Origin of the sequence: Candidatus Hinthialibacter antarcticus (genome assembly GCA_030765645.1) — a bacterium.
In the GTDB taxonomy this organism is placed as follows: Bacteria; Hinthialibacterota; Hinthialibacteria; order Hinthialibacterales; family Hinthialibacteraceae; genus Hinthialibacter; species Hinthialibacter antarcticus.
On record JAVCCE010000025.1, the window covers coordinates 20,909 to 29,769 of the forward strand.

Annotated in this window: 7 protein-coding genes; all 7 read right to left on the minus strand. The window is 51.9% G+C overall.

What is annotated here, in order from left to right; all coding sequences use genetic code 11:
• Nucleotides 1–3: 3 nt before the first annotated feature.
• The 7 genes from P9L94_07190 to P9L94_07220 all read right to left on the minus strand — a co-directional run bounded on the left by P9L94_07190 (nucleotide 4) and on the right by P9L94_07220 (nucleotide 8,475).
• The gene (locus tag P9L94_07190) at nucleotides 4–738 is read right to left on the minus strand and encodes a hypothetical protein (GenBank protein ID MDP8243849.1); all 735 of its coding nucleotides are present in this window, start codon (nucleotides 736–738) and stop codon (nucleotides 4–6) included.
• The gene (locus P9L94_07195) at nucleotides 738–1,757 is read right to left on the minus strand and encodes a zinc-binding alcohol dehydrogenase family protein (GenBank protein ID MDP8243850.1); all 1,020 of its coding nucleotides are present in this window, start codon (nucleotides 1,755–1,757) and stop codon (nucleotides 738–740) included. Before P9L94_07195 ends, P9L94_07190 begins: the two co-directional genes overlap by 1 nt.
• 15 nt (nucleotides 1,758–1,772) lie before the next feature.
• On the minus strand, nucleotides 1,773–2,702 hold the full coding sequence (locus P9L94_07200) for an aldo/keto reductase (protein ID MDP8243851.1): 930 nt from the start codon (nucleotides 2,700–2,702) through the stop codon (nucleotides 1,773–1,775).
• Nucleotides 2,699–3,529, minus strand: a complete 831-nt coding sequence (locus P9L94_07205; GenBank protein ID MDP8243852.1) for an amidohydrolase family protein — start codon at nucleotides 3,527–3,529, stop codon at nucleotides 2,699–2,701. Before P9L94_07205 ends, P9L94_07200 begins: the two co-directional genes overlap by 4 nt.
• 694 nt (nucleotides 3,530–4,223) lie before the next feature.
• Nucleotides 4,224–4,451: a hypothetical protein gene (locus P9L94_07210; GenBank protein MDP8243853.1), complete on the minus strand. Its 228-nt coding sequence runs from the start codon at nucleotides 4,449–4,451 to the stop codon at nucleotides 4,224–4,226.
• A gap of 82 nt (nucleotides 4,452–4,533) precedes the next feature.
• A complete protein-coding gene (locus tag P9L94_07215; protein ID MDP8243854.1) occupies nucleotides 4,534–7,773 on the minus strand; it encodes a glycosyltransferase family 39 protein in 3,240 nt (1,079 codons plus the stop codon).
• A 45-nt stretch (nucleotides 7,774–7,818) separates the two neighbouring features.
• Nucleotides 7,819–8,475 carry a hypothetical protein gene (locus P9L94_07220; GenBank protein MDP8243855.1) on the minus strand — a complete coding sequence of 219 codons (657 nt, stop codon included), beginning with the start codon at nucleotides 8,473–8,475 and terminating at the stop codon, nucleotides 7,819–7,821.
• Nucleotides 8,476–8,861 lie beyond the last annotated feature (386 nt).

Here is an 8,861-nt window from a genome sequence, read left to right on the forward strand (position 1 = left end):
ACCTTAATGGATTCGATATAGATAGAGTTCATCATAAAGTTCATTGCATTGTTGACGCAATGAAGCGAGCGATTCGGGGACATCCTCATTTTTGGGTATATACGGCGCGAAGCCAGTTGAGTTCATCACGTTGCCGTACCAATGCTTCGCCCATACGCCGTCGGTTTCGCGAAGGCCCGGCTCCCACGATAACATAGCCTCATCAAACTCAACGCCGATCGCCTCACACCATTGTCCGAGCGCCTTACGCGGATTTTGCAGTATATCTTTTGAATCGACCACAATCGGCGTTTGTCCGGTTTGCGCTTTGAGGCGCCGAAACATTTCAACTTGCTCCATCAGGCCGAAGGCGTCAATCGTCGCCTTCGGTACGACCTTGATGAACGAGGTAATCATCTCTTTCGGTTCGCGGATCAAAAAACAATTGGTCATCTGCTGCGTCCACTGCATGTCGATGTGGGACAGCATGTGTTTGTTCATGTGTTTTTGGTAATAGATGCGCTTGCCGTCCGGCAGCGGCGCCAATAGCGACTCGATCACCTCGCGCCAGTCGGTGTTGTGATGGGCGATCACTTCATCGGCGCCGGGATGGTCGACGCCAGTCTGTTGCAGGTAATGCGCGTAGAAGGGTTCATCATAGACCATCGTATCGGCGCGGTTGCCCCAAGAACGCATCAACGCCGTCGAAATGTTTCGCGGCCCCGACCATACAGCGAGGCGAATCGGCGCGTCCGTCATTACGACCACTCGACCACCGCTTTAACTACGCCCGCGTCGGGTTGCAGCCATGATTCAAACTCGCCGGGCATAGCGTCCGCCGTGACGCGATGGGTGATCCAGGGCTTCACGTCGATGGTTCCCGCTTCCATATAACGCATCACTCGCTGCATGTCTTCTGAAGTCGCGTTGCGGCTGGAAAGCAAGGTGGTTTCGCGTTTGTGAAATTCGGGGTCAGGCAACGAAAAGTCGCCGATAAACAGCCCGACATACACCAGCCGACCGCCGTGCGAAAGATAATGTAGCGCCTGCCGCATTGAATCTTTATTGCCCGTGCAATCAAACACCACCGTCGGAAACTCGCCAAAATTTCGTTTTGTGATTTCCTCAGCAGCGTTCTCGTCTGCTTTAATCGTATGTTCAATCCCAAGCGTCGCTTGGCAGAATTCGAGACGCGATGGGTTCATATCGAGTGCGATTACATCGGCGCCTTCGGCTTTCGCCATCGCCATCGTTCCCAATCCAATCGGGCCGCAGCCAATCACCATCACGGTTTCGCCCGGCTGTACGCGAGCGCGATTGACCGCATGGGCGCCGATGCCGATGGTTTCAACCAACGAGAGTTGATCGAATGAAAGCGTCTTTGAGACATGCAGTTTTTCGACGGGAACCACAAACTGCTCGCGCATCCCGCCGTCGACGTGGACGCCCAAGACTTTCATATTCGCGCAGCAGTTGGGCTTTCCCCGGCGGCATGCGATACAACCGCCGCAATTCAAGTATGGCTCAATAGCGCAACGGTCGCCGGGCTTTAAGTCGAAATCATTTTCGCCGACTTCAAGAATTTCCACGCCCAGTTCATGCCCCAGAATGCGCGGATATTCAAAGAACGGCTGCTTGCCGCGATAGGCGTGCAGGTCTGTGCCGCACACGCCCAGGCGATGAACGCGCACCCGCGCCTCGCCGGGTTGAATGGAAGCAGGCGCGTCACACTCACAAGCGCGAAAGGCGCCGGGTTCATCAAGAATTATGCTTTTCATATCGGGATTCTCTTCTCAGTTATTTTCTTCACGACCACTCGGCCAGGTTTGATTATGAATGGGCTTCAAGATCGCCAACACCTCTTGCAGCAATTCTTCATCCAGCGGCTCATTCATCCATTCGACATTGCGCTCGATATTTTCCACGCGCGCCGTACCGACCAACGTCGTATGAATTTCGTCGCACTGCAAAGCATACTGCAACGCCAGTTTAGCGATATTCGCGCCCTTGTCGCGACAGAACGCCGCCGCTTTGGCGCAGGTCTCGCAAATTTCCTGCGGCGCCGGGTGCCAGTCGGGCGGGCCGACGTCGGTTAACAATCCCATCGACAACGGAGACGCACTAATCACGCCGACATTTTTTTGTTGCAAATAGGGCAACCAATCCACAAGCAAAACATCATTCAACGCATAATGGCAATACGACAAAATCGCATCCACTTCGATCTGGTCTAAGACCGTTCGAAATAATTTCAACGGCAATCCAGTAATTCCAACGAAGCGGATTTTTCCCTGCTCGCGCAATTTATATAATGCAGGAATTCCTTCGTTCACCACCTGATCAATCGAACCAAACTCAATATCGTGACACTGGATGATATCGACATGATCGACCTGCAAACGTTGCAGACTTTCGTCCACGCTGCGCGTGACGCGCTTTGCGGAGAAATCAAATTCATCATCTCCGTAGCGTCCGACTTTGGTCGCAAGAATGTATTGGTCGCGCCCAATTCCCCGCAAGGCTTTGCCTAACAGCGTCTCCGCTTTGGTCAAACCATAATACGGCGAGCAATCAATGTAATTGATCCCAAGATCAATCGCGGTATGAACTGTGCGGACGCCTTCATCTTCGCGAACGCTGTGAAACACGCCGCCTAACGGCGAAGCGCCGTAACTGAGTGCAGATACTTTGAGCCCGGTTTTCCCAAGTTGGTTATATTTCATATTGGTAGTTTATAGGCGCGGCGCGCGTTTTTGGATTTGATTTTTTCTTGGTCTTCAATCGAAAGCGATTCGATGGAATTCAACGGGATATTCAAAATGTCTTGATAGCTGCCTGCAACCGTACAAACCGGCCAGTCGGAGCCTAGCATAATACGTTCAGGGCCGAACGCGTCAAACACAACATCGAGGTACGGCTTCAAGTCGTCTGGCGTCCAATTCGTCCAATCCGCTTCGGTCACCATGCCCGAAACTTTGCAATACACATTCGGATATTTCGCCAGTTCGCGCAGGTTGGCGTCCCAGGGCGAAAGAACGCGATCTTTGATGAGCGGCTTTGAAATATGGTCGAGAACAATGCGGTGATCGGGAAACGTTTCGACGAATTGAATGGCAACCGGAAGATGTTTTTCAAAGAGCAACAGGTCATACGCCAAATCGTAATCAGCCAGCATCTGGATTCCGCGCAAAAAATCTTCGCGCAGCAAAAACTCATCGTCCGGTTCATCGTGAACAACGTGACGAACGCCCACCAACTTTTTGTTTTTTGAGAAGCGCTCTAACTGCGCTGAAAGTGCGTCGCTGCGCAGGTCAACCCAGCCAACCACGCCGACGATCCACTCATTTGCGCCAGCCAATTGCAGCAGCCATTGGGTTTCATCCAGGCATTGCCGCGCCTGGACAGCGACGGTTCCCTGCACACCCGCAGCGTCGATCAATGGCTTTAAATCATCCGGCAAACAATCACGCCGAAGCGGCGTCATGTTGTCGCCAATCCAAGCGTATTCTTCCGGGGTATACTGCCAAAAATGCTGGTGAGAATCAATCATAAATAACTCGCCCGACACAACAAATTTTCAATTGCATCATACAAGAAACCCCGTTGCTTGTGTATCGGAGCAAAACAGGTTTACTCAGCCGGACCGTTGCCTTCAATCAAGGCTTGCCAGGGCGAACCCGTTCGGCGAAGGCAAAGCAGCCCAACAAGAAATGGCTCAACAATGAAAATGCCGGGGTAAGAACACAACCTACTTTTTACTGCATCCGGTAGGCTTCATTGAAGACGTGGGTTCCACCGAGGAGGCAAATTTTTAAGGTTCATCCGGCAAGTGAGTACCTACATTGATGGATGGACATGATTTAGGTTAAGAAAACCTATTCCTGCATATCAAAAATTGACAAACCAAATATAGGCATGGGTGCAACTCTGGGAGCGCCTGTGCATAAGGGCCTGAAAGCCCGCACTGAAGCGAGCAGAGTTGTACCCATGCCACATGCAGCAAAATCTCAATTCAATTTATTAAAATAAAGTATCCAATTTACGGAAGAACCATTTTTAAATTAAAATGACATTACAGAAAGATCGCCAATTGCCGCGAAATTTTGATCGGCTGTGACAAGAACGGCATGATTGCAAATCGCAGATGAAGCAATGATTGCATCGGGAAGTTTTAAGCGTGATTGCATTCTTAAATTGATAGCCATCTGGATTAAACAATGGCGTTTGTATCCAACAAATAGCGTCTAGGTCCATTCATGGCGAAGTTGCTTTTGAGCGCTCAACGCGTCGCCGCTCCATGACAATTTGCCAATCAGGTCAGAAAAGTCATACGAGCGACTATCATTCGTGTTGTCAGGTTGAACGATCAAGACAACATCAACATCAACATCACCGGGCTGCAAAGGAGAATGAACATTTACATTCAATTGCCCAGACGAATCAACGAATCCTTTGCATTTTAAAATTCCCATCTTTATTCGCTCCTAATTCTACCTAACAATCCGTTTTGTATTATATCTCTAATTCATTAACAATTCATACAATGATTTGTTTTTACTGCATCCGGTCGGCTTCATTGAAGACGTGCGTTCCGCCGAGAAGGTCGATGAGCGTCCACACGCCGTCGTCGTCGCGCTTGGCGTCGACTATCCAGTCGATCTCCTGGTAATAGGGAGTAAGAATTTTGGGAGCGTCACCATAAGAATGTATGCCGCCGCGATTGTCAACGACGTAATACCCCTGCGGCGTCTTGATGAGCGCCCGCGCAGCGTCGCCGAAAAAGTCGGGCGTATTGATAACCGGCTCGGCGTCGCCCACCGTCGCGACAAAACCGTTTCCGAACAACACATGCGCGCTGCCGCCGTCGTAGATCAATAGTTTTCTCACCGGGTAAGGCCGCGTTTCAAGTTTGAACCCGCGCGCCGCGCCGCTTTCATACAGATACAACATGCCGTCATAAGAGATGAAGCCTTCCGCGCGAGCGTCTGCGGAAATCGCGTACGTCATAATCGGTTCTTTGGTCGCCCAGGGCGCATACCATACCATACGGTTATTTTCATCAAACACGCGCCCCATCGTATCGAGAACACGCAGCCCGGTTTGCGGCGTCCAGGCCGCCGCTGCAACGCCGCCTTCGAGAAACAACATCTTCTTCAGGTACTCACCGCTGGCGTTGCTGATGACGCCGTTAGCGCTGACGTATCTCTCGCCCTCATCGGTCTTCAATTCCGCAATGGCTTCTCCGGTCGCATAATGCACCGAGTCGCGCATACGCTGGCCGATGCGAATGGTATCGAGCAGCACTTCCGAATCTTCATACAAATACGCGCGGGTTTCGATCACATACGATTCAGGAAACTCGGCCTCGACAGTTAATTCAGAATAATCCGTCGGCAGGCGCTTGGTGGTCATAGGTACGACTTTTTGCCAGACGACATTGCCTTCATGGAAGCCGACGACAACGTCCCATTCGCTCCACTCGCGCGGCGTACGCAAACGAAAGCCGCCTTCATACAGCCCGTCGGGCAGTTGAAAGAACGGCCCGTGGCAGAAGAAGCGCCCCTGCTCGCTCGCGTATCCCCACAAGGCAGTCCCGCGGTCCGCGTCGGGGTCAGAAACCACTTTTGCTACGTTGGTATAAAGGCTCTCAGCCTGAAACACCTGATCGGGAGCCATGCACTCCAAATCAGGAACGATCACAGCAGACGCCAGCGTATACGCACGGTCGTCATGATTGGCGCCGACAACAATTCCTGTGGCTTGGGGCAGGTTAAGGAAAATCGCCGGGCGCTCGCCTTCCTGCAAATGAGGCAGATGTTCGGCTTCTAACATACGGTGTGAGCGGACCACGCCGTCAGGCGTCATAGCGTAGATACGCACCGGCGCTTGCAAGTCTTCTTCAGCGAATGTCACGCTGATGCGGTAGCGCCCCGCTTCAACCACACCGAACGAAAAGCGCTCCCGGGGCGTCGGGCCTTCGATCCAATGCCCCGCTGCGGCGGCGTCGAGCGCATCCGGTTTGGATTTCAGTGCTTGGCTCCGTTGAAGAACCACCCGCCCGCCGTCTTGGCGAATGATCGCGAAGCCATCGCCCACGGCATCCCGGTAGGTTTGCAAAATTTCATCGCGTTCATCAAACGACGCGAGATGAAAATCAAACAATAGCGCATCCGCCTCGCTCCATTTTTCTAATGGCAGGTTTTCCCAAAACGCATATTGCGTCATCGCTGAAGGCGGCATGGCGACGCGCTGGTTTAGATAGGGCTTAATCGCATGATCGCCGTACCTCGGCTGGTCATAGCGCGCCACAAAATGGCGATAGCCCAGTTCCTGCAATTCGTAGTGCGACCAGACGTATTGCCCGGTGGGATGGTTCGACAGGTGCTTTATCGGATGGTTAGCGAACGATTCGTTCAACCATACCAGCGCCTGAGCGCCCTTGCCGCGCACTTGTTCGACCCACTGCGAATCGTCCACCCAGTCGTTGGCGTTGCGCATCCGTCGCCAGCCGTCGCGATTGGCGAAATAAAAGAACTCCGGCGTATGGTTCAGTTCATCAAACACCGCAATCGGCGCCTCGGGCAGTTCATCACGCAAATCGACCGCATCGTGATAATACAAATACAACTGCGCGTACCAATACTCGTTTATCATGTAATTCATCCCGAAGCCGCCCATACAAATCGGGACTAACAAGAATAATCCGGTTGGCAGCCAGCGGCGCAGCGAGTTCGCAATCCACGCCAAACCCGCCCCGGCGAACAGCGCCAATACGGGAATCGCAGGCAGCGAATAATAATGATGACCGTAATGATGCCCGGGGATGCCCAGGTATAATCCGGGAACCGACAGCAACCACGCCAAACAAAACCAGCGCCGTTGTTTGGAAAACGCAGGCTTCAATCCAATCAGAAAAAATAACACGCCAACGTACACTAAAGTTTCGACGCCGATGCGCCGCGCAACAATCGGCCAATAAGCGGGGTCGCGCCAAAAGCGGAAGAACGCGGTCTCAAATGAGAAGTCGATATAGTGGCGAATGAAGGTGGTTCCGGTTTCGAGATAGAACGTATGCGCCCGCCAATACCACAACGCAGGCAGCCCCAACACCAGCGCGGCGTAGATCAGCGTCTTGGGGTGAATGACGCATTTCCAACCCAGCCGCTGATAAAAAATCACCGCAAGCGCAGGCGCGTATAACACGCAGGTCGGTTTGAGCGCGACTCCCAGCGCGAGCAATAACGCCGAGACGTACAGCCGGGCGTCCGTCCATTTGCCGTTCCAATACAACAGCAGCGCAACGCAAGCCGTCGACGCCGCGAGCATCATCATATCGGGCTGAAAGGTGCGCCCAAAATACACCGCCAATGGAGCGACGGCAAAAAATCCCGCCGCGAAAAGCGCTGTCCAATCGTCAAACAGTTTTCGGGCGATCCACCAGAGATTGACGACGACCCACAACGAACAAAAAATTGAAAGAATGCGCCCGAAACCGTCCCAAAATCCGAAGGCCTGATACAACAAAGAGATCAGATACGGGAAAATGGGAAATTCCATCTCGGCGCGACCGCCGGGGCCGGTCCAGTCGATTTCCGGGCTGAGAAAGGGGAGATTGTCCTGGTAATAATTCTGGGCGATGGCGGCGGTTTCGGTCTGCCGCCAATAATTCAGGTCATACAGCGGCGAAGTCAGCCCCCAACAGCGAAGCAGCAGGCCGAGTAGCAGAACAAGCGCAAACCACCGTCTGGATGGTGGTTGTATATTCGCCAGTGAACCGGAAGTGTGTTCAGTCATAACCACGCGAGTAAAGCATACTGCGTAAAAAAGCCAAGCCGTTCGCTACTCTTTGCGGACATGCATTCCTGAGCGTTTCGGCTGAGACGGAGACAGCAACGATGGGGGTTTGGCGCCCTGCATGGCCTTCATCACCGCCAGTTTTTGGTCTTTGCGGCAATCTTCACAAAATTCTACCCCAATCGGAACCTCAGCGCCGCAAGCAATACATTCACCCTGCGGACGCTCAATTTGAATGAGTCCGCGTTTTTCAAGCGATAACATCATTTCTTTTACGACTTGCCGTCCATCCATTGAGGCATGCTCTATCTTATAAATACTCAAGACCGTATCGATTGCATCCTCGTCAATTGCAGGCCCCTCTTTTTTCATTAAACCAAACAAGGTATCACGCAAAACTCCATAGGTTGGAGATTGTACAATTTCACCAATCCCAACCCCATCGCCGCCATGCATATAATTCGCATTGCAATAAGCGCACAAATGAGCAAACCAAACCCCGGAAGTCTTCACCAGATGGGGATATTTACGCATACGACGAATCAATTCAAGCGGAAATTCATCCAGACTGGACGCAACCATCATTTCCCTTGTTTTAGAATTAGAGGACTCATCTTTCTTCTCTTGCTTGAGATTTCCCTGCAATAGCACCAATTGACGCAACACCGCAAGAACGATCCCCACCTCTTGCTTCTCGCACATCGGGCACATCGCAATCGAACTCGCGCTGTCTTGCCCACAATACATACAGCGCGGGACGCCAACGCTTAAATCTAGATGGAGAACATCAAATGGGTTGTTTGATTGGTTCATTCTGCTTCCAGTAATCAATCACAAATTGAATAACGACTATGAACATTGTATCCAGGCTAAGCGAGAGGGGGAATGACTCATCTTTTATTATGACTCGTTATTTAATGTTCATCTGGTAATTGAGTACCTATATTGATGGATGCAATGATTTTGATTCAGAAACGGGCTCCGGCATATCAAAAATTGACAAGCCAAATCAGGCATGGATGCAACTCTGGAAGCGCCTGTGCAAACGGGCCTGAAAGCCCGCACTGAAGCGAGCAGAGTTGTACCCA

What these genes read in the sequence shown, in the direction of transcription:
- P9L94_07210 (MDP8243853.1), bottom strand. Translation starts at nt 4,451, where the DNA reads ATGGGAATTTTAAAATGCAAAGGATTCGTTGATTCGTCTGGGCAATTG.
- P9L94_07190 (MDP8243849.1), bottom strand. Translation starts at nt 738, where the DNA reads ATGACGGACGCGCCGATTCGCCTCGCTGTATGGTCGGGGCCGCGAAAC.
- P9L94_07200 (MDP8243851.1), bottom strand. Translation starts at nt 2,702, where the DNA reads ATGAAATATAACCAACTTGGGAAAACCGGGCTCAAAGTATCTGCACTC.
- P9L94_07205 (MDP8243852.1), bottom strand. Translation starts at nt 3,529, where the DNA reads ATGATTGATTCTCACCAGCATTTTTGGCAGTATACCCCGGAAGAATAC.
- P9L94_07215 (MDP8243854.1), bottom strand. Translation starts at nt 7,773, where the DNA reads ATGACTGAACACACTTCCGGTTCACTGGCGAATATACAACCACCATCC.
- P9L94_07220 (MDP8243855.1), bottom strand. Translation starts at nt 8,475, where the DNA reads ATGTGCGAGAAGCAAGAGGTGGGGATCGTTCTTGCGGTGTTGCGTCAA.
- P9L94_07195 (MDP8243850.1), bottom strand. Translation starts at nt 1,757, where the DNA reads ATGAAAAGCATAATTCTTGATGAACCCGGCGCCTTTCGCGCTTGTGAG.